Consider the following 22,958-nt stretch of genomic DNA (forward strand, 5'->3'; position numbering starts at 1 on the left):
CCGATGTTGAAGCTGCTCGACGGTCCGCAGACGCTCGGACGCGGCAGGATCTTCTGGTCCTGCTTCCTTGCCGTGCTGGCAGGCGCGCTGATCTATCCGCTGTTCGCCGATTCCTATGATGTCGGCAATTTCGCCTACTTCCTGATCTGGATCTTCATGGCGCTCGGGCTCTGCCTGATGTGGGGCTACGGCGGCATGCTGTCGTTCGGCCAGACCTTCTTCTTCGGCATCGCCGGTTACGGCTATGGCGTGCTTGCCATCAATATGGGCGGCGGAACGGCCACGATCGCCGCACTTGTCCTGTCGGTCGTCATCGCGATGATCGCGGCGGGAATCCTCGGCTACTTCATGATCTGGGGCGGCATCAGCGGGATCTTCTTCGGCATCGTGACGCTGTCGGCGACATTGGTGCTTGCCTTCTTCCTCGGGCAGACCGCCGGGCCCGAATGGCATATCGGTCCGGCCCGGCTGAACGGCTTCAACGGCATGAAGGGGATGGACCCGCTCACCGTCGGCAGCTTCGACATCGAGGGATCGGCGCTCTACTACGTCATGATCGCGCTGATCGTGATCGTCTACATCGCGCTGCGCATGCTGGTGAACTCGGGCGTCGGCAATGTGATCGTGGCGACGCGGGAAAACCCGCAGCGCGCCGAGATGCTGGGTTACGACGTCCGCAAGTATCAGCTCCTGACCTTCGTGATCGGCAGCGGCCTCGCGGGCCTCAGCGGTGCGCTGTACACCTCCTGGGGGCAGTTCATCACGCCCTCCAGCATCGGGTTGCCGGCCGCCGCGATGCCGATCGTCTGGGTCGCGTTCTCCGGCCGCAACGATCTGACCGCGACCCTGGTCGGTTCGTTCCTGCTGCTGTTCGGCTTCCAGACCATCACCGTCTATAGCCAGCAGGCTGCGCTGGTGCTGATGGGCGTGCTGCTGCTCGCCACCGTGATGCTGGCGCCGCAGGGCTTTGTGCTCGGCATCGGCAAACTCGTGGTCGATTGGTGGTCCAGGCGCCGGCGGCGCGACGAGAGCCCCGCGCTGGCCGATGCCGGCCGTCTGCAATCGGATGAGACCTGATCATGGCGCTGGTCGATGTGAAAGGCGTCTCCAAGCGTTTCGGCGGGTTGACCGCGGTCTCCGAGGTCGATCTGACGGTCAATGCCGGCGAAGTGCACTGCCTGATCGGGCCCAATGGAGCCGGGAAGAGCACGCTGTTCAAGCTGATCGTCGGTCTCTATCCGCCGACCGCGGGCAGCATCTTCTTCGATTCCGTCGACATCACCGCGGAGCGTCCCTATGCGCGGGTGCAGCGTGGCATGAGCATCAAGATGCAGGCGCCCAGCGTGTTCAAGGAGCTGCCGGTGCGGCAGAACATCCAGATCGCTCTCCAGGACCGGCTTTCGGGCGCCGAACGCAGCGCCGAGGAGGAACGGCTGCTGTCGCTGCTCAATCTCGTCGAGGACTCCGGCAAGCTCGCCGGCGCGCTGTCGCACGGCCAGCAGCAATGGCTCGAAATCGGCATGGCGCTGGCGTTGCAGCCGCAACTGCTGCTGCTGGACGAGCCGACCGCCGGCATGTCGCCGGAGGAGACCTACAAGACCGGTGAGCTGATCAAGTCGTTCAATGCCGAGGGCATGACGGTGCTGGTTGTCGAGCACGACATGGCGTTCGTCCGACAGGTCGCCCAGCGCGTCACGGTGCTGCATCTCGGCAAGATCTTCGCACACGGCAGCCTCGAATCCATCCTGGAAGACGAGAAGGTCGCCGAAATCTATCTGGGTAAGACCCATGCCCACTGATCGCATTCTGGACGTCTCGGGACTTTGGGCGGGCTACGGCGCGACGCCGATCCTGCAGGGCGTCAGCATGCAGGTCTCGCGCGGCGAGATCGTCGGGGTGATCGGCCGCAATGGCGTCGGCAAGTCGACGCTGATGCGCTGCCTGATCGGCCTGCTGCAAACCTGGCGCGGCACCATCACCTTCATGGACCAGGACGTCACGCAACTCGAGGCCGATGCGCGCGCGCGCGCCGGCTTCGGCTATATCCCGCAAGGTCGCGACGTGTTTCCACAGATGAGCGTCGAGGAGAATTTGCAGGTCGGCGAATTGATCGGCGGCCCCGAGGGGAAGAAGCTGCCGGAACTGGTCTACGCGTATTTTCCGCGTCTGAAGGAACGCCGGCGCCAGATCGCGGGCACCATGTCGGGCGGCGAGCAGCAGCAGCTTGCGATCGGCCGCGCGCTGATCGGCAACCCGTCCCTGATGATCCTCGACGAGCCGTCCGAGGGGATTCAGCCCTCGATCGTGCAGCATATCTGCGAGGCACTGAAATCGTTCCGTACGGAGCTTGGGACGACGATCATCATCGTCGAGCAGAATCTCGACACCATTCTCGCGGTCGCGCAGCGCTGCTACATCATGGAGAAGGGCAAGATCACGCGATCGCTGGCCGATGAGGAGGTCAACGAAGACAATGTGCGCGCGCAGCTGCTGCTTTGATCGGCCGCGCAATTCGGTTCGAACGTGCGTGTTCCATAATCGATAACAATGGAGGGAATGGATATGGATCTGGGACTCAAGGGAGCAAAGGTTCTCGTCACCGGCAGCACCAAGGGCATCGGTCGGGCAATCGCTGACACATTCGCGGCCGAGGGCGCCAATGTCGGCATCTGCGCGCGCAATCAGGCTGACGTCGATGCCGCGGTCACCGCGATCAAGGCCAAGGGCGTTGCGGCGTTCGGTTCTGCCGTCGACGTCGCGAACGGGCCCGCACTGAAAGCCTGGGTCGCCGACATGGCGTCCAGGCTCGGCGGTATCGATGTCGTGGTCGCCAATGTCAGCGCGCTGTCGATCGGACAGGACGAGGAAAGCTGGGAGAAGGAATTCTCCACCGACATGATGGGCACGGTGCGGCTCGTCAACGCCGCGATGCCCCATCTCGAGAAGAGCAAGGCGGCCGCGATCGTCACCATCTCCAGCGTGTCGGGTCGCGAGGTCGATTTTGCCAGCGGTCCGTACGGGACGTTCAAGGCCGCGATCATCCACTACACGCAGGGGCTCGCCTACCAGTTGGCGGCCAAGGGCATCCGCGCCAATTCGGTGTCGCCGGGCAACACCTATTTCGAGGGCGGTGTCTGGAACATGATCAAGGACAGCAATCCCGAACTGTACAAGTCCGCGCTGGCGCTCAACCCGACCGGCCGCATGGGCACGCCGCAGGAGATGGCCAACGCCGCCGTGTTCCTGGCGAGCAGGGCGGCGAGCTTCATCACGGGGACCAACCTCGTCGTCGACGGTGCGCTGACGCGCGGCGTCCAGTTCTAGTTGGGCCACAGCGACATGTCAGCAGATCCATTGCACTACAAGTCGATCACCGAGATCTCCGGGCTTATCCGCCGCGGCGAAGCGAAACCTTCGGAGATCACGGAGACGATCCTGAGCCGGATCGCGAAGTTGGATGGGCAATTCCATGGCTATGTGCACGTGCTCGCGGAGCGGGCCATGGCCCAGGCGAAACAGCATGACGCGGAAATCGCCAGGGGCATCTGGCGCGGCCCGCTGCACGGCGTTCCGATCGGGCTGAAGGACCTCTGCTATACGTCGTTTGCGCCGACCGCGGGCGGCACGACGATCCACGCCAGGTTCGTGCCGTCCTTCAACGCCACGATCGTGGACCGGCTGGAGCTCGCCGGCGCGGTGACGCTCGGCAAGCTGAAGATGACGGAGGGCGCCTATACCAGCCACCATCCGGCCGTCGAGGCTCCGCTCAATCCGTGGAATGTGAACTATTGGGTCGGCTCCTCGTCGAGCGGATCGGGCGTCGCGACCTCGGCCGGGCTCTGCTACGGCTCGATCGGCAGCGACACCGGCGGCTCGATCCGGTTTCCGTCGGCGACTTGCGGCTTGACCGGGATCAAGCCGACCTGGGGCCGCGTCAGCCGGCACGGCATCTTCCCGCTGGCGGATTCGCTCGATCATGTCGGACCGATGTGCCGGAGCGCGGCGGATGCGGCTGCGATGCTCGGCGTCATCGCCGGCGCCGATGCCAATGATCCGACCGCCTTGAGGGCGCCGGTGCCGAATTATCTGGCCGGGATCGGCGAGGGCATCAGGGGCCTCAGGATCGGCGTTGATCGCAGGTACACCCAGGAGGGAATCGACCGACAGGTCGTAACAGCATTGCTGCAAGCCGAGCGCACGCTGGCCGATCTCGGTGCCGACATCCGCGAGGTGCATTTCCCGCCGTACCAGAAACTCGTCAGCCAGTGGATTGCGATGTGCTCGGTGGAGACGGCTGAGGCGCATCTCGACACCTACCCGACGCGGAAGTCGGAGTATGGACCGGACCTCGCCCAGCTGATCGAGCAGGGCAGGTCGGTCAGCGGCGTCGATATTGCCGCGATCCATCACGAGCGGCTCAAGTTCGGTGGCAGCCTTGCTGCGATGTTCGAGGATATCGATCTCCTCCTGATCCCGACGATGCCGGTGCCGATCCCGACGCTGACGAAGATGAGCGAGTACGGCGCCGATCCCAATGTGCTCCTGAGCATCCTGCGCTTCACGGCGGTGTTCGACTTCTCGGGCAGCCCGACCATCACATTGCCGATGGGCATGGCATCCGACCGGATGCCGCTCAGCATGCAGCTGGTCGGCCCGCATCTCTCCGAAGACGTGCTGGTCCGCGCCGGCGCAGCGTACCAGTCGGTGACCGACTGGCACACGCGGCGGCCGCCGGTCGAATAGGGCATGATCCGGAAAAGTGCGAAGCGGTTTTCCGAAAAGATCATGCTTAAACGAGAACCAAAGCGCGATGACGATTCAACCTGATCTCATCGCGCTTTAGCGCCCCGTCAGCCGGTCTTGTCGACGTTCCAGAACAGCGGCACCGGGGCGCGGACGATGTCCTTCAACGCCTTTCGCGTCGCGGCCGGCTGGTTGTACTGCCCGGTCGGGACGTGGGTGACCACCTCATAGGCGCGCGCCTGGATCTTGTCGGCGATCGCCTTCTGGTCCGCCGGCGCCGCAGCGCGGGCAAAACCGTCGCGCAGCCGCTCGAGTTCGGCGTCCTCGACCCAGCCGAAGAAGCCGCCATTCTTGCCCTTGCCGTTGACGCAGGCATTGCCGATCGGATTGACGAGGTCGGCGCTCGCCCAGGTCGAATGATAGAGCGACCAGCCGCCCTCGGCCGGCATCGATTGCTTGGCGCGCCGCGCCACCACCGATCCCCAGTCCATCGCCAGCAGGTTGACGTTCATGCCGATCGCGCGCAACGCCTCGGCCGTGACCGTGCCGAGCGCGGTGATGATCGGGGCGTCGGTCGCGTGCAGGATCGTGATCGGCTCGCCCTTGTAGCCGCCCTGCTTGAGCAGCTCCTTGGCCTTTGCGGTGTCTGCTCTGGTCGACCAGCCGATCGTACTCTCGAACGGCGTGCCGGCGACGAAGATCGCCGGGGTGACCTTGTAGTAATCGGGGTTGCCGATCTGGGTGTCGAGCCAGTCCTTCTGGTTCACTGCGTGCAGCACGGCCTGGCGGATCTCCACCCGGTCGAACGGCGGCACCAGCCAGTTCATCCGGCACATGCCGGAGAAGCCGAGCGTGTTGTAATCGGTCAGCTCGACGTTCGCGGCGCGCGCCAGCAATGGATGATGGTCGTGCGGCGGCACCTCGAAATAGTCGATCTCGTCGTTCATCAGCGCGTTGGTCGCGATCTGGAAGTCCGGCACGCTGATCCATTCGTAGCGGCCGATCTTCACCACCTTGCCGCCGCCGGTGCCGTCCGACGGCTCGTCGCGCGAGACGTAGTCGGGGTTCTTCTCGTAAGCCGCTTTCACACCGGGTTGGAATTCCGGCGTCACGAAACGGAATGGCCCGGAGCCGAGATGATCCGTGATGGCCTGGTCGGCGGGCGTCGCGGCGATCCGCGCCGGCACGATGAAGGGCACGTTGGCGGTCGGCTTGCCGAGCGCGGCGAGCACGAAGCCGCACGGCTCCTTCAGCGCCATGCGGAAGGTCCGCTCGTCGACCGCCTTAAGCTCGGCGACGAACTCGAACAGCTTCTGGCCCATCGAGTCGCGCTTGGACCAGCGCTGCAGCGAGGGGATCACGTCGGCCGAGGTCACCGCACTACCGTCATGGAATTTGAGGCCGGGCCGCAGGCGGAATGTATAAATGAGGTTGTCGGCAGAGACCTCCCAGGCCTCGACCATCTGCGGCTTGATCTCGAACTTCGAGTTGGTCGAGAACAGCGTGTCGTAGATCATGTAGCCGTGGTTGCGCGCCGTCCACGCCGTCGTCATGATCGGATCGGTGGCGCGCAGCGGCGCGTGCATGACGGCGGTGATCGTTTTGGTGCTGGCCCGCGCGATACCTGGCATCGCAAGACTTGGCATCGCAACGCCGAGGCCCGCGCCTGCGCCCATCTGCAGCAGGCGGCGGCGGTTGATCGATGGTCCCATGATATCCCCCTGTCGCAGCCGTCAGGCGTCGCCGCCAAGCCTGGCCGCGATCGCGCGATAGCCGCGCATCCACATGTGGTCGAGATCGAGATCCATCGGCAGCGGCTGCGAGGAGACACGCGCGATCACGGTCTCGTGGGCCGGATCGATATAGATCCACTGGCCATGGATGCCGACGGCGGCAAACGGCGTTTCGCGCCGGTCGAGGGTGTACCATTTGTTGCGGTAATTGCCGTTCGGGAACACCTTGGTCAGGTCACCGCGCGACCAGGCCTCGGCGTTGCCGTTCTGCCTGATGTCGTCGACCCACCAGCCGGGTACGACCTGTCGTCCGTTGCTGATACCGTGATTGCGCATCATCTCGCCGAAGCGGGCGAGGTCGCGCAGCGTCGCGCAGATGCCGCCGGCGACGCGCGCCGCGCCGCGGGAATCGACCGTGATGTAGGCGTCGTGCTCGGCGCCCATCGGCTGCCACAGATATTGCGAGAGGATCTTCGCGTAGGACATGCCGCAGGCGTGCTCATAGACCCAGCCGAGCACGTCGGTATTGGTCGAGACGTAGTGGAAGGTCTCGCCGTGCGGCGCGCCGTTTGGCCGCAGGGTGCGCAGATAATCGCGCAAATTGGTCGGTGGAACAGCCGGATCCGGCGGCTCCCAGCCGGTGGAGCGGCGGTAGTTCACGACGTCACCGTCGCGCGCCATGTAATCCTCTTCGAACCGGATGCCGACGCTCATGTCGAGCAGATGCCGCACCGTGCAGCTGCCGCCATAGACCGATCCTTCCATCTCCGGGATATAGCGCGTCACCGGCGCGTCGGGATCGAGCATGCCGCGATCGGCCAGGATGCCGCCAAGCGTTCCGGCGACCGATTTGCTGACGGAGAAAATGAGGTGCGGGGTGTCAGGTGTCAGGCCATGCGCGTACCATTCGAACACGACCTGTCCGCGATGCGACACCACGATGCCGTCGGTATGGCTGGCGCGCAGCGCCTGACCGACGCCGATCGTCTCGCTGCGCGGGTCAGCGAAGCCGATGTCGTCGAGATGGCGGGGCGCAAAGGACAGCGGCGCCGGCGTCTGGGCGCGCGCGATGTTTGCGGTGGGCAGCAGCTCGCGAACGTTGCGAAATCCCCACTCGCTGAACGGATGCTGACGCCAGTTGGCGAGCGTGACTTGTTGGTCGGCCGCCGAGGGGAAGGCGGCCATGATGCGACGCGAATTCATTCTTGATCCAGCAATGATATCGGAAGATGTCTGAAGGTTCCGCATGCGCCGCGCCGCTCGCAATCAACCGGATGGTGGAGGGGCCGTCGGGTTACTCCGGCGTAACCGTTTCGAGGATTGTGCGTGGTGCCGGTTTGGCCCGCAAATTGCTTGACTACGCCCTGCGTCTGCCCCAGCGTGCCGGGCATGCGACGCGCAGACGTTCGCCATCGGGAAACATCGGGAGGTAGGTCATGATCGCGCTTCTGGGCCGACCGGATCCGGCGACCACGCAGGCCATTCAGTTCGCGCGAGGCATTCTCGAGGGTTCCGCGACCGCGTTCTACGAGGTCGACGGTAATTTGACCCTCAACCGCTTCGTGCTGAGCAGCAACGTCCCGCCGAGCTTCCACGATCAGTATCTGGCCGGCATGAACCGGCTCGATCCGCTGCATCCGCGCTCTGCCAGCAACCGGCCGATCGCCAGGCTGAGCATCGCCCTCGACCAATGCGCCTCCCAGGAGGCTGCGACCTATCGCGCCTTCGCCGGCCAGTGCGGCGTCGCCGACATGATCGAGTTCTTCTTCCGCCGCAACGACCGCATCGTCGCCGGAATGAGCGTGCTCTGGGCGCCGGGCTGTGCGATCCCCGACGGCAGCATGCATATTGCCGAGAAGATCCACGACTATCTCGAGTTCAACCTGACCAGTCGCCTGTCATCCAGTTCCGATGAGCCGGCGCGTTACGGCCTGACCTCGCGCGAGATGGAAGTCGTCGAGCTCCTTGGCTGCGGCCGGACCAATCGCGAGATCGGCGAGTGCCTGAACATCGGGCTCGCGACGGTGAAGACGCACCTGATCCATATCTTCGAGAAGCTCGGCGTCGAGACCCGCTCGGCCGTGGTGGCGATGATGTCGCGGCCGCATTGAGGGGCGCGGGCTGTAGATTGTAAGTCCGTGGCCTTCCAGCACGTCGTCCCGGCGCAGGCCGGGAGGTGGATTCACACTCGAAGTGCAACACTTGAGCAGCAAAGACCTCTGCCGGGGTCCTGAAGTCAAGGCATTTGCGCGGGGTGTTGTTGTAGGCGGCGATGGACTTGCGCAGGCGGCGGGTTGGCAGCTTTTCGAGGTCGGTGTTGCGCGGGATGAAGCGGCGCATGCGGCCGATGGCGTTCTCGATGCCCCCTTTTTGCCAGGGGGCGTGGGGATCGCAGAAGTACGTCTTGATCAAGAGGCTTTGCAAGGCAAGGTGAGATGCGAACTCGGTGCCGTTGTCGAAGGTGACGGTCTGGCGGATCGGCTGTGGCAGGACCTCGAACAGGCGTACGAGATGGTGAGCGACGCCGGAGGCGAGCTTGCTTGCGAGGGGGACGCCGAGCAACAGGCGGGAGGTGCGCTCATGCACGGCCAGGATCTGCTGACCGTATTTGGAGAACATCATGAGGTCGGCCTCCCAATGGCCCGGGGTCTTGCGATCGGCGACCTCGACGGGGCGCAGATCCAGCGAAACACGGCCTTCGATGAAGCTTGCGGGACTGCCGCCCCGCTTGCCGCGGCGACCGCGCTTGCTCTTGCCGCGCGGCAGGTAGCGCCGCCAGCTGAAGTCCGAGGTGCGGGTGAGCTGGGCATAAATGAAGCGGTAGATGCTCTCATAGGAGATCACCTTGCGGCCGTGCTCGCGAGCCAGCCGGCCGGCGACCTGCTCGGGCGACCAGCCCCGGCCAAGACGTTCCAACACCGCACGGCGCAGGCCGGCCTCCCGTTCGAGGCGAGAGCCCGTCCAGCGCCGCGCTCGCATCTGTTGCTGGGCATAGCTGGGCTTGTAGCCGACCTGAACGCCAGAATTACGGTTCAGCTCCCGAGAGATCGTTGATGGCGGGCGATCCAAAGCTGCCGCGATTTGCCGGATCGAGCTGCCACCGGCCGAAAGCCTGGCAATCTCGCATCGCTCCTCCAGGGAGAGCTGCTTGTAAGTCCGCCCCATGGCAACACCTCCAGTTGGAAGTGTTGCACTTCGTTTGTGAACTCAGGGGACCCATTGCCACCGTTGCTGATTGAGGCGCGTTGCTGGACTGACGAGTCCCGTTCACAACACCTGCTGCGGCGTATGGGTCCCGGCCTGCGCCGGGACGACGGCGAGTGTGTTGCCGATCTGTGAGTCAAAATAGGAATTATTGACGGTGCGGCGCCTGTAGGATGGGGTGCCCGTCCTACAACTCCGTTACGGGTGCCGATCGAGTCGCCTCCACCCGATCCACCGTTAGGTGGATTGCCGCTACGGCACGCCCGAGACGAAATTTCTCCGTAGGACCGGTGTCGTTTTCGACAATGTTGGCGAGCGGCTGCCGCTCGCAACATCAGAGGAAGCGACATGCGTGATTTCATGGCCATCGGCCGTTCGGTGGCGGTTGCGGAGCGCGGCATGGCCGCGACCTCGCATCCGCAGGCAACGCTTGCCGCGGTCGAGATGCTGAAGGCCGGCGGCAATGCCGTCGATGCCGCGGTGGCGGCGGTCGCGGTGCAGGGCGTGGTCGAGCCGCAGATGACCGGGATCGGCGGCGACTGCTTCGCACTCTATTCGCCGAAGGCCGGCGCGCCGATCGCGCTCAACGGTTCCGGCCGCACACCTGCCGGCACCGACGCCGGAAAATATTCCGGAAGCGGCGCCCGCGACATTCCGCCGACCGCGCCCGAGGCTGTGACCGTGCCCGGCGCGATCGATGCATGGTGCCGGCTGGTCGCCGATCACGGCAGCAAGCCGCTGGAGGAGATCTTCCGGCCGGCGATCGCGGCTGCCGAGCAGGGCTTCTGCGTCACGCCGCGCGTTGCCGAGGATTGGCGCCGCTTCCGGGCGCGGATCGAGATCGACGGCAACGCGGCGGCCCAGTTCCTTCCCGGCGGCAAGGTGCCTGAGGTTGGCGACATCCGTACGCAACCTGCGCTCGGCCGGACCCTGCGCCGGATCGCGCAGCACGGCCGCGACGCGTTCTACGCGGGCGAGGCCGCCGACGAGATGGTGAATATCTTGCGTGGCCTCGGCGGCGCCCACCACGGCGACGATTTCGCGGCGCACGCCTCGGATTATGTGCAGCCGATCTCGGCGCGCTACCATGACCATGACGTCGTCGAGTGTCCGCCGAACGGGCAGGGCCTCGCCGCGCTGATGATCCTGCGCACGCTCGCAGGCTTCGATGTCGGCGCCCTCGCGCAAGTCGATCGCATTCATCTGCTCGCCGAAGCGACCAAGGCGGCCTACCGCGCGCGCGACGCCTTCTTTTGCGATCCCGGCACCAGCAAGGTCGATCCGGCTGCATTCCTCGCCGAGGACCATATCGGCCTGATCCGCAGCAAGATCGACATGAGCCGTGCGTCCGCGCCCGCGACCTGGGACGATATCGAGCACCGCGACACCGTCTATGTCACGGTGGTCGATCGCGACCTCAACGCCGTCTCGCTGATCAACTCGCTGTTCTATCCGTTCGGCAGCGGCATCTACGCGCCGAAATCGGGTATCCTGCTGCACAACCGCGGCTGGAGCTTCCGCGCGAGGCCCGGGCACCTCAATTCACTCGGACCCCGCAAGCGTCCGATGCACACGATCATCCCCGGCCTGGTACGCAAGGACGGCAAGACCGTGATGTCGTTCGGGGTGATGGGCGGGCACTACCAGGCCGCGGGCCATGCCAATCTGCTGTCGAACGTCTTCGACCTGAAGATGGACATCCAGGCGGCGGCCGAGGCGCCGCGCTCCTTTGCCTTCGACGGCGCGCTGTCGTTGGAGACCACGATATCACCCGATATCCGCGACGAGCTGCGCGCCCGTGGCCACGATGCGCGATTCTCCGAGGAGCCGATCGGCGGCTGCCAGGCGATCCGCATCGACCATGCGCGCGGTGTCCTGCTCGGCGCCTCAGACCATCGCAAGGACGGTCTGGCGCTGGGATTCTAGAGCGCCGCCGCTTCCCCGCATTGCGGGAGGCGGCGAGCATCCACCGGACGGTGGATTGTTCCAAATGCCGACATGCCGAACGGTTGGCGTCACGCTGGTGTCGTGCGCGGTTCGGCCGCTGTGCACCGCACAGTGAGCGCTCCAGGCTTTCCCAATCGAGAAGTTGATCCGCATGACCAGGACATTCGCCGACACGGTCTTCCGCAACGGTCGGATCTACACGTCGAACCGAGGGCAGCCTTGGGTGGCCTGCGCGGCGGTCAAGGCCGGCCGGTTCATCGCGGTCGGCGAGGAGCGCGACGTCGCATCGCTGATCGGCGAGGGGACCGCAACCGTCGATCTCGGCGGGCGGATGGCGATGCCGGGAATCGTCGACATCCACAATCACATCATGATGGGCGGGCAGGCCGATCTCTACGAGCTGCGCTTCTCCAACGCCGACAGCGTGCCGAGGATCGCCGAGACCCTGCATAAGGCGGCCTCGGCTGCTGCGCCCGGCGCCTGGATCGTCGGCGGCCAGTTCGGCAACAATCTGCTGAACGAGATGAACACCGCGGAATCCTGCGCGCTGCTCGACGCGGCATGCCTCGGCCATCCCGTCGTGTTGCGCGACGACACCTATCACAATCGCTGGGCGAGCTCGGCGGCGCTGCGGCTTGCCGGCGTGCAGGCCGATACCGACGATCCGACCGACGGCGAGATCGGCCGCGACCTCAAGACCGGGACGCTGACCGGGATCATGATCGAGGCCGCCTCGGGCCTGGTCGAGCGGGCGCTGGCGGCGTCCGGTCACTACACGCCGGAGATGGACCGCGCCGCGGTGGCGCGCTCGATCTCGGTGCTGAACTCTTACGGTGTCACCGCTTTCATCGACGCCGCCAGCATGCAGCCGATCATGGCGGCGCTGAAGGGCCTCGACGATCGGGGCGAGCTCACCGCCTGGGCGGTCTGCGCGATGCCGGTGGTTGAGCCGGGCTTCATGTTCGGCAAGGCCGGCGAGGAGCTGTTTGCGCTGCGCGAAGACTATCGCGGCGCGCATGTGAAGCCGGACTACGTCAAGGTGTTCCTCGACGGCGTGCCGGGTGCCAAGACTGCCGCCTTCCATGAGCCCTATCTGGCCGATCCCGTGCGTGGCTGCTGTTTCCGCGGCGCGACGATGCTGACCGTGCCGGACCTGATCCGCTGGCTCGGGCGATGCGAGAAGCTCGGCCTTGCCGCCAAGATCCATTGCGCTGGAGATGCCGCGGTGACGCAGGCGCTCGATGCCATCGATGTCGTGCGCAGCTTCAACGGCCCGACCAACCTGATTCACCAGATCGCTCATGCGAGCTACATCGCGCCTGACGACATCAGGCGCTTCGCCGAGCTCGGCGTTGCCGCCGACCTGTCACCGATCATCTGGTATCCGACCATCTTCCTTGAGGCGCACAAGGCCGCGATGGGCGAGGAGCGGGCGCAGCGCTTCTGGCCGAACAAGGATTTGAAGGAGGCCGGCGCGCTGATGGCCGGCGGCTCGGACTGGCCTGTCATCCCGATCCCCGATCCCTGGCAAGGCATCGAGGGCATGGTGACACGGCAAAACCCGACCGGGGACTTTCCCGGCAAGTCGCTGTGGGCGGAGCAGGCGCTCGATCTCAAGACCGTGATCGACATCTACACCATCGATGCCGCGCGCGCGGCCGGCCTTGGCCAGTCGATCGGCTCGATCGAGGTCGGCAAGTCGGCCGACCTGATCGTGCTCGACCAGATGATCTTCGACGTCCCGCCGGATCAGCTCGCCGACACGCGGGTCGAGATGACCTTCTTCGAAGGCCGCAGGGTCTACGAACGGGGCGAGTGATGACAGCATCGGATCATATCCCGGTCACGGTGCTGACCGGCTTCCTCGGCAGCGGCAAGACCACGGTGCTGAACCATCTGCTGCGCCAGAAGGAACTCAATGGCGTCGTCGCCATCATCAACGAGTTCGGCGAGGTGGCGCTGGATCACCTGCTGGTCGAGAGCAGCGAGGACAGGCTGGCGCTGCTCGACAATGGCTGCATCTGCTGTTCAGTGCGCGAGGATCTGATCGAGACGTTGGCCGATCTCGCCGCGCGCCGCGCTGCCGGTACGATCCCGCCGTTTCACCGCGTGCTGGTCGAGACCACCGGGCTCGCCGATCCCGTGCCGGTGCTGCACACGCTGATGACCGCGCCCGATATTCTCAGTCGCTACCGGATCGACGGCGTGGTCGCGACCGTCGATGCCGTCAACGGCGTACACACCCTTGCCGCGCATGGCGAGGCGATCAGGCAGGTTGCGGTCGCCGACCGGTTGCTGGTGACCAAGATCGATCTTGCCGCCGATGACGCTTTGGCGCGGCTCGACGCGCAACTCGCGGCGATCAATCCGGTCGCCGCGCGCCACCAGATCCGCAATGGAATGGTCGATCCGGCGAAGGTCCTCGACGCCGGGCTGTTCGATCCGTCGGCCCGGTCCGGCGACGTGGTGCGCTGGTTCGATCTGGCAGCGCAGGCGGCGAACGAACCGCATCATCGCGCCGATCACGATTGCCATGGGGCAGATTGCGGCCATCACAGCCATCACGCGCACGATGCCGGCGTGTCGTCCTACAGCCTGATCATCGACGAGCCGATCGGGCGCGAGGCATTCGCGCGCTGGCTCGATTATGTCGCGGCGCTCAAGGGTGAGGACCTGCTACGCTTCAAGGCGCTCGTGCATGTCGCCGAGCAGCCGGATGCGCCCATGGTGGTGCATGGCGTGCAGCATGTGTTCCATCCGCCGATCACGCTTGCCGGCTGGCCTTCAGCCGACCGGCGCTCGCGGCTTGTCTTCATCGTGCGCGGCATCCCGCGCCAGATCATCGAGAACACCTTGTGCAAGTTTGCCGCGGTGAGCCGTGCGGCGATTCAACGATCTGCGGCTTGAGACGAGACGTAGTTCAGACAATTGTTTCAGGGGAGAGGGACATGACCGAGAATTCAAAGACGACAGCGTCCGGCCGGCTCGACCGGCGCACGCTGCTGAAGGCGGCCGGCGCCACCGGACTGGCGTCGGCGATGAACGTGCCGCTGGTGAACATCGCGCGGGCCGCCGGCAACACCCTCAAGATCGGCTGGGTCGGGTGCCTCTCGGGCGTCCGCGCGCAGTTCGCCGAACCCGATCCCTGGATCCACGAGCGCATCAAGGCGCGGCTGAAGGACGGCCTGAAGATCGGCGGCAAGACCTATCAGGTCGAGCTGGTGTTCAAGGACAATCAATCCGATCCGAACCGCTCGTCGGTGATCGCGAGTGAATTGGTGCTGCGTGAAAAGTGCGACTTGATCCTGATCGAGGACGGCGACGCCCAGCCGCCGGTGCAGGAGCTCGCCGACGCGCGCGGCATTCCGACGATCTCGACCCAGGTGCCGTGGCAGGGCTGGATGTTCCCGCGCAAGTCGACGCCGGACAAGGGCTTTCCCTACAGCTATCACTTCTTCTGGGGAGCCGACGACGTCGCCAGGAACTTCCTCGGCATGTGGCAGTCGGTCGAGACCAACAAGAAGGTCGGCACGCTCTACATCGACAATCCGCCGGGCCAGGCATTCTCCGATCCGAAGCTCGGGCTGCCGGCCGGCATCTCGGGGGCCGGCTATCAGGAATTCTCGGCCGGCAAATTCCAGATCGCGACCGACGATTTCACCAACCAGATTGCGCTGTTCAAGAACAACGGCGTCGACATCGTCTCCGGCTTCACCTTCAGCAATCACTGGGTGACGCTGTGGAACCAGGCCGCGCAGGCCGGCTTCAAGCCGCAGATCTGCACGGTGGCGGCGGCCTTCCTGTTCCCGGCCGCGGTGAACGCGCTCGGCGATCGCGGCGACGGCATGTCGACCGAGGTGTGGTGGACGCCGGCCTATCCGTTCAAGTCGTCGCTGACCGGCCAGAGCGCTGCCGAACTCGCTGCCGAGTGGGAGAAGACCACCGGCAAGCAGTGGACCCAGCCGATCGGCTATGCCCACGCGCTGTGGGAGGTCGGCCTCGCGGCGCTGCAGAACAGCGATCCGAAGGACAAGAACTCGCTGCGCGATGCGATCGCCGGCCTCGACATGGAGACCGTGGTCGGTCGGGTCAAGTTCAAGGACAGCCCGATCAAGAATGTCGCGGTGACCTCGCTGTCGGGCGGGCAATGGCGCAAGACCAAGGGCGGAAAGTCGAAATACGAGCTCCTGATCGTGCACAACGGCACCGCGCCGTTCATCCCGAAGCAGGCCGATCTCCAGCTGCTCTCCAAGCTGGCCTGAGATGGCACCGCTTCTGCGCGTCAGCGGGCTGTCGAAGCGCTTCGGCGAGATCGTGGTCGCCGACGCCGTCAGCTTCGAGCTGGCGCGCGGCGAATGCCTTGGCGTGATCGGCCCGAACGGCGCCGGCAAGAGCTCGCTGCTCAACCTGGTCGTCGGCCTGCTCACGGCCGACGGCGGTTCGATCATGCTGGATGACAAGGAGATCACAGGGCTGCCGCCGCACCAAAGGGCACGAATGGGGCTCGGGCGCGCGTTCCAGATCCCGCAGCCGTTTCCGCATCTGTCGGTCTATGAGAACGCGCTGGTCGCCGCATCCTACGGCGCCGGCCTGTACGGCGAGGCGGCATCGAGCTGGACCATGGAAGTGCTGCAGCGGACCGGGCTCGACGCCAAGGCCGACAAGCTCGCCGGCGCCTTGCCGCTGATCGACCGCAAGCGGCTGGAATTCGCCAAGGCGCTGGCCTCGAAGCCGAAGCTGATTCTGCTCGACGAGATCGCCGCCGGTCTCACCGAGCCCGAGGTCGAGCGACTCGTTGCCATCATTAAGTCGGTCAAGGCCGATCACGCCATGATCTGGATCGAACACATTCCGCATGCGCTGCGCGCGGTGTCGGATCGTATCTTGGTGCTCGATTTCGGCCGCAAGGTGCTCGAGGGGCCGCCGGCGGAGGTGATGGACAGCGCCGTGGTACGCGAGATCTACATGGGATTGAAGGCCGATGGCGTTGCTTGATGTGAACGGCCTCGAGATATTCTACGGCGATCTCCAGGCCGTGTTCGACATGAACTTCACCGTCGCCGACGGCGAGGCGGTGGCGCTGGTCGGCGCCAACGGCGCCGGCAAGTCAACCTTCTTGAAGGCACTGGTCGGGCTCAACGAGGAGCGGCGCGGGGCCGTGCATTTCGACGGTATCGACATCTCGCAGGTGCCGGCCGAGCAGGTGTCGCGGCTCGGGCTCATCATGGTGCCCGAGGGCCGCCTGCTGTTCGACTCGCTGACCATCGAGGAGAACCTGCTGATGGGCAGCGTCAACCGTCGCAAGGGCAGCTGGACCCTGCGGCGGGTGTTCGACCTGTTCCCGATCCTGGAAGAGCGGCGGCGGATGTTTCCGGGTCAGCTCTCCGGCGGCCAGCAGCAGATGGCGGCGATCGGTCGCGCGCTGATGTCGAATCCGCGGCTCTTGCTGTGCGACGAGATATCTCTCGGGCTTGCTCCCGTCGTGGTCGAGCAGATCTATCGCTCGTTCGCCGACATCCGCCGCGAGGGCACCGCGGTCGTGCTGGTCGAGCAGGACGTCAAGCGCGCGCTCGCGACCTCCGAGCGGATCTATTGCCTGTTGAAGGGGCGGGTGTCGTTGACTGGCCCGGCGCAGGGGTTGCAGCCGGAGCAGCTGACGCACGCCTATTTCGGAAACTAGCCAGGAAACTAGCCAAGGTTGGCAACCAACATGATCTGGGTTGAGACATTGATCAACGGGGCCCTGCTGGGCGGGCTCTACGCGCTGCTCGGCATCGGGCTCGCGCTGGTGTTCGGCGTGATGCGCGTCGTCAACATCGCGCATGGCGAATTCATGGTGCTGAGCGCGTTCTGCGCCGTGCTGCTGTCCAACCTGTTTCCGCAGGTGTCGCCGCTGCTGATGCTGATCCCGGTGATCGCGCTGTCCTTTGCAGTCGGATGGCTGTACCAGGCCGCCATCGTCAACCGGGTCGTGACATCGCCCGATCCGCTGTCGCCGCTGCTGCTGACCTTTGGCGTCTCGGTGATCCTGCGCAACGTGATGGTCGAGGTCTTCGGCGCCGACGTGCGCAGCCTGCAGGTCGGCGAGCTCTCGCGCGCCAGCCTCGAAATCGCCGGCCTCAACATCGGCATCATGCCGCTGCTGACCCTGGTGCTTGCGGCGTTGTTGTTCATGGCGTTGCAACTGGTGCTGCGCCACACCGAGTTCGGCCGCATCGTGCGCGCCACCGCCGACCGCCGCGACATCGTCCGGCTGTCCGGGGTCAAGCCGGACCGGGTCTATAACTACGTCATGGGCCTGTCGCTCGCACTCGGCGCGATCGGCGGCGTCTTGCTCGCGGTGCGCTCGAGCTTCACGCCGTTCTCGGGCGCCGAGCGGCTCTTGATCGCCTTCGAGGTCGTGGTGCTCGGCGGGCTCGGCTCGTTCTGGGGCGCGCTGCTCGGCGGCATCGCACTCGGCATGGCGCAGCTGATCGGGCTGAAGATCGATCCGAATGCCGGGCTGCTCTACGCGCACCTGCTGTTCTTCATCATGCTGCTGATCCGCCCGTCGGGTCTCGTGTCGAGCAGGGTGTGATGCCGATGCCGACACGGACACTTCTCCTGACCTCTACCGTAGTGCTCGTCGCACTCATTGCCGGTGCGCCCTTCGTGCTGAACGAGGGCTTCCTGCGGCTCGCGACCGAGTGCCTGCTGCTGCTGACCATGGCGCAGATGTGGAACCTGCTGGCGGGCTATGCCGGGCTGGTCTCGCTCGGCCACCAGGTGTTCATCGCCTTCGGTGCCTATGCGCTGTTCCTGACCTCGGGCTGGCTCGAGGTGACCCCGATCTGGGTGCTGCCGGTGGCGCCGCTGGTGGCCGCGGCCGTCGCCGCGATCATCGCCTTTCCGCTGTTCCGGCTGCGCGACGCCTATTTCTCGATCGCGATGTGGGTGTTCGCCGAGATCATCGGCGCGTTCACCATGAAGTCGCAGGCGGTCGGCGGCACCTCCGGCGTGCCGCTCGCCACCAGCAAGCTGATCGATTTCGACTGGTTCGAGCCGACGATGTTCTGGCTCGCCGGCGGCCTGACGCTGGTCACCATCGCGGCGCTCTACAAGATGATGACCTCGAGCTTCGGGCTCGGGCTGATGAGCGTTCGCGACAACGATCTTGCCGCGATGAGCGTCGGCGTCGACGTCCGCCACAACCGCTTCATCGCCTTCGTGCTGTCGGCGGCCGGATGCGGGCTGGCCGGTGCGCTCAGCTTCATGGGCAATCTGTTCATCGCGCCGCTGGCGGCGTTCGACGTCAACTGGTCGGTCTATATGATGTTCATCGTGATCATCGGCGGTATCGGCACGCTCGAAGGCCCGATTCTCGGCGTCATCATTTTCTTCGGTTTGCGCGAGTTGATGACCGGGCCGCTTGGCCTGTCCGGCGGCTGGTATCTGGTCGGCCTCGGCATCATTGCAGTCGTCGTGATGATCGTGGCGCCGCGCGGCATCTGGCCGGCGCTGCGCGACCGCCTCGGCGTGCGGCTGCTCGATGTCCATCGCGCCGCGCCGCGCCCGGCCAGAGCGACCATCCCGCCGGTCGTGTCGGAACGGGTTACCGGATGAGGCAGGCCTTCACGCCGTCACCATTGCTTGTATTCTGGTCGTTCTGGCTTTGAGTGGAGGGCGTGATGGCTCTGATATTCCGGCGTGGCGGATGGGCATTGGCAGGCCTGGTTGCGGCGACACTGGTGACGCCGGCAAAGGCCGAGCGCAGGATGTGGCCGCAGGCCGCCGCGACACACCCGATGGATGGGCTGACGACGGACGAAATCCGATCGGTCTCCGAAATCCTCCGCGGCGCCGGCAGGCTCGACGATGCGGCGCGCGTCGTCTCGATGACGGTCGAAGAGGATCCCAAGGACGAGGTACGGGCGTGGAAGCCCGGACAGCCCTTCGCACGCCGGGCGCACGCGACCCTGCTGAGCAGCGGGCACCTCTACGAGGCGCATATCGACCTCGCCGGGCGCAGCCTGGTCGGCTGGGATGAGGTCAGCGATCATGAGGCAGCGCTGACCATCGACGAGTTGATGTCCGCAGGCGATCTGCCGAAGCAGGACCCGCGCTGGATCGCCGCGATGGCCAAGCGCGGCATCACCGACTTCAAGAATGTGCTGTGCCTGCCGCTGACGGTCGGGCCGGTGAGCGACCCGGCCCTGAAGGGCCGCCGCCTGCTCAACGTGCCCTGCGTCGACACCACGGGCGCCGGCAACAATCTCTGGGGCAAGCCGATCGAGAACCTGGTCGCCCAGGTCGATCTCAAGAGCAGGACCGTGCTGTCGGTGACCGATCTTGGCGTGGTGGCGCCGCCGCCGCTGACGCCATCGCACGCCTACGCCGACTCCGGAAAATACCGCAAGCCGCCGAAGCCGATCGAGATCATGGCGCCCGAGGGCAGCAACGTGAAGGTGGAGGGCGGCCAGGTCCACTGGGACAATTGGTCGTTCCATGTCCGTCTTGAGCCGCGTGTCGGCGCGGTGCTGTCGCTGATCCGCTATGACGACCACGGCTCGTTGCGCGACATCGCCTATCAGATCTCCGCGAGCGAGATGTTCGTGCCCTATATGGATCCGGCACCGACCTGGTCGTTTCGCGCCTATATGGACATCGGCGAATACGGCTTTGGCGTGCTCTCCAGTGAATTGCAGCGCGGCGTGGATTGTCCCGAGGGCGCACACTATCTTGATCTGACAATATCGGACACCAAGGGCGCGCCTGTCGTCTCCAAGGGCGCGGTCTGCATCTTCGAACGCCCGACCGGCGATCCGATCTGGCGCCACAGCGAGCTGCTCAACAACACCGCCGAGGTGCGGCCGAACAACGAGCTGGTGGTGCGGATGGCGCCGGTGGTCGGCAACTACGACTACCTGGTTGACTACGTGTTCGACCGTGCCGGCAATATCGATGTCCGGCTCGGCGCCTACGGCATCGACGCGACCAAGGGCGTGGCGAGCAAGACTCTGAGCGATCCGACGGCCGCGCAGGATACCGCCTACGGAACGCTGGTGGACGAGCGATTGCTGGCGGTCAATCACGATCACTACATGACGTTCCGGATCGACATGGACGTCGACGGTACCGCGAACCGACTGGTCGAGGATCGCTTCAGCGTCCGCCGGCTCGACGAGGGCCAACGCAAGAGCCTGTGGCAGGTCGACACCAAACCGGTCGCGACCGAAGGGCCGGTCACGACGCCGCTGAGCGCCGCGCAATTCAGGATCGAGAGCACGGGCAAGACTAACAAACAGGGCTACCGCACCAGCTATCAGCTGATGCCCGGCCATTCCGACGTCTCGCTGCTCGCCAAGGACGATCCGATCCAGTTGCGCGCCGGCTTCAGCGCCTACACGCTATGGACCTCGGCCTACGCCAGGGACGAGCGCTACGCCGCCGGCATGTATCCGAACGAGAACCCCGACGTCGATGGACTGCCGAAATGGACCTCGGCAAAGAGGCCGATCGAGGATCGCGACCTCGTGCTGTGGTACACGGTCGGCTTCCGTCACGTGCCGCGTGCCGAGGATTGGCCTGTCATGCCCGGCCTCTGGCATGGCTTCCGGCTGCGCCCGTTCAACTTCTTCGATCGCAATCCCGCGCTCGACGTGCCGCCGATTGTGAACGCCAGGGAGAGCAAATGAGAGGCCACGCGCATCGCCTGGGCGCGATGGCCGGCGCGCTGCTGGCGTTGCTGGCCGCCCAGTCGGCCGTGCGCAGTGCGGTGGCCGAAAGCGGCGCTGATGATGCGTCCTTGCTCTATCTGAGCAGCGGCGACTGGGAGCGGCAATCCACGCCGCGCAAGGTCGCGCTCGCTGCCGACTTCATGCGGATCTTCTGCACCGATCAAAGGATGTCGGCGGCATCGCTCGCCGACTGCCTCGACCGCGACAAAGCCGACGGCACGCCGTTCGAGCGCGCCATGGCCTGCGTCAGCGCGCTGTCAGCCGGCCGCTGAGAGGCCGGCGTCGATCCCGTCAGCGATCGCCTTGACGTCCAGTGAGGTGAGGATGAGGGGAGGGGACAGGATGAGGTTGTTGCCGGAGACACGCAGCATCACGCCGGCTTCGTAGGCGGCACCCGCGACCTTCGCCATGGTTTTCTTGTCGGCCGGCTTCTTGCTGTCGCGATCGGCGACCAGCTCGAGCGCGGCCATCAGACCCTTGCCCCTGACGTCGCCGACCAGAGCGTGCTTGGCCTTGAGCGCGGCCAGCGCCTGCGCAAGATCCTTACCGCGCGCGGCGGCATTCTCGTCGAGCTTGAGGCGGCGGGTCTCGGCGAGCGCCGCAATGCCTGCAGCGCAGCCGACCGGATGGCCCGAATAGGTATAGCCATGGCCGATCGAGCCGAATGTCGTCGTGTCGGCCTCGAAGGCATCCGCAACGGCTTCGCCGATCAGCGTCGCGCCGAGCGGGAAGTAGCCCGAGGTGATCGCCTTGGCCATCGTCATCATGTCGGGCTTCACGCCCCACAGCCGCGAGCCGGACCACGCGCCGGTGCGTCCAAAACCGGTGACGACCTCGTCCGCGATCATCAGGATGCCGTGACGGTCACAGATCTCGCGCACGAGCTTCATGAAACTGTCCGGTGGCACGATCACGCCGCCGGCTCCCAGCACCGGCTCCATGATGAAGGCCGCGATGGTGTCGGCGCCCTGGAACGCGATCTCCTCCTCCATCGCCGCCGCGCAGAGCTGCGCGAGCTTTGCGGGGTCGGTTTCGTTGAAGGGATTGCGATAGGTCGACGGCGCCGGGATGTGGAACACGCCGGGCAGCATCGGCTCATAGTTGCGGCGGAAGTTGGCGTTGCCGTTGACGGATGCGCCGCCGAAATGGGTGCCGTGATAGCCCTTCTTCAGCGCCAGGAATTTGGTGCGGTCGGCCTGGCCCTTGATCTTCCAGTATTGCCGGGAAAGCCGCAGCGCAGTCTCGACCGAGTCAGATCCGCCCGAGGTGAAGAAGGCGCGTACCATGCCTTCCGGCTTGAACCATTCGGTGAGCTCGTAGGCGAGCTCGATCGAGGGACCGCTGGAGGTGCCGCGGAATCCCGAATAGTACGGCAGCGCGCCGAGCTGTTCGGTGATTGCCTGCTTGATCGGATCGCAGCTGTAGCCGAGGTTGACGTTCCACAGGCCACCGACGGCATCGATCACGGTCTTGCCGTCGATGTCGGTGACGTGGACGCCTTCGCCCTTCATCACGATCCGTGGCGGCTGCGCCCGCATCTCGGCGGGGTGGGCCATCGGGTGCCAGATCGGCTTGGCGTTGTTCTCAACCAGGAAGTTTCTGTCGCGCATGATCG

The 22,958-nt window shown here is 65.4% G+C and carries 19 protein-coding genes and 1 pseudogene; 16 read left to right on the forward strand and 4 right to left on the reverse strand.

Going from position 1 to position 22,958, the window contains the following annotated elements; all coding sequences use genetic code 11:
- Nucleotides 1–3: 3 nt before the first annotated feature.
- The 5 genes from JQ507_11270 (at nucleotide 4) to JQ507_11290 (ending at nucleotide 4,743) form a co-directional block, all read left to right on the forward strand.
- Nucleotides 4–1,077 (forward strand): ABC transporter permease, encoded by a 1,074-nt coding sequence (locus tag JQ507_11270; protein ID QRI72005.1) that lies wholly within the window; start codon nucleotides 4–6, stop codon nucleotides 1,075–1,077.
- Between the two features lie 2 nt (nucleotides 1,078–1,079).
- On the forward strand, nucleotides 1,080–1,799 hold the full coding sequence (locus tag JQ507_11275; GenBank protein ID QRI72006.1) for an ABC transporter ATP-binding protein: 720 nt from the start codon (nucleotides 1,080–1,082) through the stop codon (nucleotides 1,797–1,799).
- On the forward strand, nucleotides 1,789–2,499 hold the full coding sequence (locus tag JQ507_11280) for an ABC transporter ATP-binding protein (GenBank protein QRI72007.1): 711 nt from the start codon (nucleotides 1,789–1,791) through the stop codon (nucleotides 2,497–2,499). Before JQ507_11275 ends, JQ507_11280 begins: the two co-directional genes overlap by 11 nt.
- A 63-nt stretch (nucleotides 2,500–2,562) precedes the next feature.
- Complete coding sequence (locus tag JQ507_11285; protein ID QRI72008.1) at nucleotides 2,563–3,324, forward strand: SDR family oxidoreductase; 762 nt, start codon at nucleotides 2,563–2,565, stop codon at nucleotides 3,322–3,324.
- 15 nt (nucleotides 3,325–3,339) lie between these two features.
- The gene (locus JQ507_11290) at nucleotides 3,340–4,743 is read left to right on the forward strand and encodes an amidase (GenBank protein QRI72009.1); all 1,404 of its coding nucleotides are present in this window, start codon (nucleotides 3,340–3,342) and stop codon (nucleotides 4,741–4,743) included.
- Nucleotides 4,744–4,850: 107 nt separating this feature from the next.
- Here the strand turns inward: JQ507_11290 and JQ507_11295 are convergent, their stop codons facing one another.
- Nucleotides 4,851–6,455 carry an ABC transporter substrate-binding protein gene (locus JQ507_11295; protein ID QRI72010.1) on the reverse strand — a complete coding sequence of 535 codons (1,605 nt, stop codon included), beginning with the start codon at nucleotides 6,453–6,455 and terminating at the stop codon, nucleotides 4,851–4,853.
- Between the two features lie 21 nt (nucleotides 6,456–6,476).
- On the reverse strand, nucleotides 6,477–7,679 hold the full coding sequence (locus JQ507_11300) for a serine hydrolase (protein QRI72011.1): 1,203 nt from the start codon (nucleotides 7,677–7,679) through the stop codon (nucleotides 6,477–6,479).
- A 233-nt stretch (nucleotides 7,680–7,912) separates the two neighbouring features.
- Between JQ507_11300 and JQ507_11305 the strand changes: the two genes are divergently transcribed.
- Entirely contained in the window at nucleotides 7,913–8,587 is a 675-nt protein-coding gene (locus tag JQ507_11305; protein QRI72012.1) for a response regulator transcription factor, read from the forward strand.
- A gap of 97 nt (nucleotides 8,588–8,684) precedes the next feature.
- Here JQ507_11305 and JQ507_11310 read toward each other — a convergent pair.
- Nucleotides 8,685–9,641 (reverse strand): annotated as a pseudogene (locus tag JQ507_11310) (IS30 family transposase).
- Nucleotides 9,642–10,028: 387 nt separating this feature from the next.
- On the opposite strand from JQ507_11310, the gene JQ507_11315 reads away from it, so the two are divergent.
- The 10 genes from JQ507_11315 to JQ507_11360 all read left to right on the forward strand — a co-directional run bounded on the left by JQ507_11315 (nucleotide 10,029) and on the right by JQ507_11360 (nucleotide 21,615).
- A complete protein-coding gene (locus JQ507_11315; GenBank protein QRI72013.1) occupies nucleotides 10,029–11,606 on the forward strand; it encodes a gamma-glutamyltransferase family protein in 1,578 nt (525 codons plus the stop codon).
- A gap of 172 nt (nucleotides 11,607–11,778) precedes the next feature.
- Nucleotides 11,779–13,446 carry an amidohydrolase gene (locus JQ507_11320; GenBank protein QRI72014.1) on the forward strand — a complete coding sequence of 556 codons (1,668 nt, stop codon included), beginning with the start codon at nucleotides 11,779–11,781 and terminating at the stop codon, nucleotides 13,444–13,446.
- Nucleotides 13,446–14,534: a GTP-binding protein gene (locus tag JQ507_11325; protein QRI72015.1), complete on the forward strand. Its 1,089-nt coding sequence runs from the start codon at nucleotides 13,446–13,448 to the stop codon at nucleotides 14,532–14,534. Before JQ507_11320 ends, JQ507_11325 begins: the two co-directional genes overlap by 1 nt.
- A gap of 131 nt (nucleotides 14,535–14,665) precedes the next feature.
- Nucleotides 14,666–15,889, forward strand: coding sequence for an ABC transporter substrate-binding protein (locus JQ507_11330; GenBank protein ID QRI73295.1), 1,224 nt, complete (start codon nucleotides 14,666–14,668; stop codon nucleotides 15,887–15,889).
- Nucleotide 15,890: 1 nt separating this feature from the next.
- Nucleotides 15,891–16,622, forward strand: coding sequence for an ABC transporter ATP-binding protein (locus JQ507_11335; GenBank protein ID QRI72016.1), 732 nt, complete (start codon nucleotides 15,891–15,893; stop codon nucleotides 16,620–16,622).
- Nucleotides 16,609–17,307, forward strand: coding sequence for an ABC transporter ATP-binding protein (locus JQ507_11340; protein ID QRI72017.1), 699 nt, complete (start codon nucleotides 16,609–16,611; stop codon nucleotides 17,305–17,307). Before JQ507_11335 ends, JQ507_11340 begins: the two co-directional genes overlap by 14 nt.
- A gap of 30 nt (nucleotides 17,308–17,337) precedes the next feature.
- Complete coding sequence (locus tag JQ507_11345; GenBank protein ID QRI72018.1) at nucleotides 17,338–18,204, forward strand: branched-chain amino acid ABC transporter permease; 867 nt, start codon at nucleotides 17,338–17,340, stop codon at nucleotides 18,202–18,204.
- Nucleotides 18,201–19,229: a branched-chain amino acid ABC transporter permease gene (locus JQ507_11350; protein ID QRI72019.1), complete on the forward strand. Its 1,029-nt coding sequence runs from the start codon at nucleotides 18,201–18,203 to the stop codon at nucleotides 19,227–19,229. The genes JQ507_11345 and JQ507_11350 overlap by 4 nt, the downstream gene beginning before the upstream one ends.
- Nucleotides 19,230–19,294: 65 nt before the next feature.
- Entirely contained in the window at nucleotides 19,295–21,301 is a 2,007-nt protein-coding gene (locus JQ507_11355; GenBank protein QRI72020.1) for a tyramine oxidase, read from the forward strand.
- Nucleotides 21,298–21,615, forward strand: a complete 318-nt coding sequence (locus tag JQ507_11360) for a hypothetical protein (GenBank protein QRI72021.1) — start codon at nucleotides 21,298–21,300, stop codon at nucleotides 21,613–21,615. Before JQ507_11355 ends, JQ507_11360 begins: the two co-directional genes overlap by 4 nt.
- On the opposite strand, the gene JQ507_11365 is transcribed toward JQ507_11360, so the two are convergent.
- Nucleotides 21,601–22,953: an aminotransferase class III-fold pyridoxal phosphate-dependent enzyme gene (locus JQ507_11365; protein QRI72022.1), complete on the reverse strand. Its 1,353-nt coding sequence runs from the start codon at nucleotides 22,951–22,953 to the stop codon at nucleotides 21,601–21,603. The two genes, JQ507_11360 and JQ507_11365, sit on opposite strands and share 15 nt — an antisense overlap.
- Between the last annotated feature and the right edge of the window lie 5 nt (nucleotides 22,954–22,958).

It is taken from the genome of Bradyrhizobium sp. PSBB068 (genome assembly GCA_016839165.1).
Taxonomy (GTDB): Bacteria; Pseudomonadota; Alphaproteobacteria; order Rhizobiales; family Xanthobacteraceae; genus Bradyrhizobium.

Coding starts and splice junctions, on each gene's coding strand:
- JQ507_11325 (QRI72015.1), top strand. CDS start 13,446: ATGACAGCATCGGATCATATCCCGGTCACGGTGCTGACCGGCTTCCTC.
- JQ507_11295 (QRI72010.1), bottom strand. CDS start 6,455: ATGGGACCATCGATCAACCGCCGCCGCCTGCTGCAGATGGGCGCAGGC.
- JQ507_11290 (QRI72009.1), top strand. CDS start 3,340: ATGTCAGCAGATCCATTGCACTACAAGTCGATCACCGAGATCTCCGGG.
- JQ507_11320 (QRI72014.1), top strand. CDS start 11,779: ATGACCAGGACATTCGCCGACACGGTCTTCCGCAACGGTCGGATCTAC.
- JQ507_11300 (QRI72011.1), bottom strand. CDS start 7,679: ATGAATTCGCGTCGCATCATGGCCGCCTTCCCCTCGGCGGCCGACCAA.
- JQ507_11275 (QRI72006.1), top strand. CDS start 1,080: ATGGCGCTGGTCGATGTGAAAGGCGTCTCCAAGCGTTTCGGCGGGTTG.
- JQ507_11360 (QRI72021.1), top strand. CDS start 21,298: ATGAGAGGCCACGCGCATCGCCTGGGCGCGATGGCCGGCGCGCTGCTG.
- JQ507_11305 (QRI72012.1), top strand. CDS start 7,913: ATGATCGCGCTTCTGGGCCGACCGGATCCGGCGACCACGCAGGCCATT.
- JQ507_11365 (QRI72022.1), bottom strand. CDS start 22,953: ATGCGCGACAGAAACTTCCTGGTTGAGAACAACGCCAAGCCGATCTGG.
- JQ507_11270 (QRI72005.1), top strand. CDS start 4: ATGTTGAAGCTGCTCGACGGTCCGCAGACGCTCGGACGCGGCAGGATC.
- JQ507_11345 (QRI72018.1), top strand. CDS start 17,338: ATGATCTGGGTTGAGACATTGATCAACGGGGCCCTGCTGGGCGGGCTC.
- JQ507_11355 (QRI72020.1), top strand. CDS start 19,295: ATGGCTCTGATATTCCGGCGTGGCGGATGGGCATTGGCAGGCCTGGTT.
- JQ507_11340 (QRI72017.1), top strand. CDS start 16,609: ATGGCGTTGCTTGATGTGAACGGCCTCGAGATATTCTACGGCGATCTC.
- JQ507_11330 (QRI73295.1), top strand. CDS start 14,666: ATGAACGTGCCGCTGGTGAACATCGCGCGGGCCGCCGGCAACACCCTC.
- JQ507_11315 (QRI72013.1), top strand. CDS start 10,029: ATGCGTGATTTCATGGCCATCGGCCGTTCGGTGGCGGTTGCGGAGCGC.
- JQ507_11285 (QRI72008.1), top strand. CDS start 2,563: ATGGATCTGGGACTCAAGGGAGCAAAGGTTCTCGTCACCGGCAGCACC.
- JQ507_11280 (QRI72007.1), top strand. CDS start 1,789: ATGCCCACTGATCGCATTCTGGACGTCTCGGGACTTTGGGCGGGCTAC.
- JQ507_11335 (QRI72016.1), top strand. CDS start 15,891: ATGGCACCGCTTCTGCGCGTCAGCGGGCTGTCGAAGCGCTTCGGCGAG.